Source organism: Nostoc sp. CmiVER01 (genome assembly GCF_034531135.2).
In the GTDB taxonomy this organism is placed as follows: domain Bacteria; phylum Cyanobacteriota; class Cyanobacteriia; order Cyanobacteriales; family Nostocaceae; genus Nostoc.
Genome location: NZ_JAVRBU020000063.1, coordinates 1 through 676 on the forward strand (window position 1 = coordinate 1; position 676 = coordinate 676).

1 protein-coding gene is annotated in these 676 nt (G+C 60.5%); it reads left to right on the plus strand.

The features are described 5' to 3' along the window. The first annotated feature begins 114 nt into the window (after positions 1 to 114). Entirely contained in the window at positions 115 to 537 is a 423-nt protein-coding gene (locus tag RMZ43_RS35990) for a nuclear transport factor 2 family protein (RefSeq protein WP_428851026.1), read from the plus strand. The last annotated feature ends 139 nt before the right edge of the window (positions 538 to 676 follow it).

Sequence of the window (676 nt, forward strand, 5' to 3'; positions counted from 1 at the left end):
CGCTATGTCGTCGCATGATGCGACGCTGCCTGAAGGCAGGCGACATTGATGCCGTGAGGCATTGGCATTTCGGCTCTGCGAAAGAGCCCGCATGGCAAACATTGGAGGTTACACATGCAACATGATGATCAAGTGCCGGGTTCGGGCTTTGATGGCCCCACTCAAGGATCGACGTTGGTGGCAGAGGTGCTTGCGCGCGAGGCCGCCTGGCGCGACGCGTGGCTGTCATCGGACGTGAGCGCGTTGGAAGGGCTGCATCACGCTGACTACTATGCGATCAACAATATCGGGCACGTCACCACGCGCGCGCAGATTCTGGCGGATGTGCGCGCCGGCTTGTTTCGCTACCAGAGCATGCGGCATGAGGGTCGGCAGGTCCGCGTCTACGGCTCGATGGCGTTGGTTACGGGAACGACGATCAACAAGGGGCAGCGAGGTACGCGCGATGTCAGTGGGACGTTCGCCTATACGCGCGCTTATCTTAACGATGCAGGGATCTGGCGCGCTGTACTCGCACAATACACGCGTGTCAGCTGACTCGTGATGGCGCGCGGCGCGTTGCCCTGTGGACGTCAGTGCGATGATGTATACGAGTGGTGTGTTAGCGCCTTGCTGAGCGTGGATCGATGGCGACCTGACACGCTATAGGGATGTTCGGTGAGGCGTGGTGGCTGTC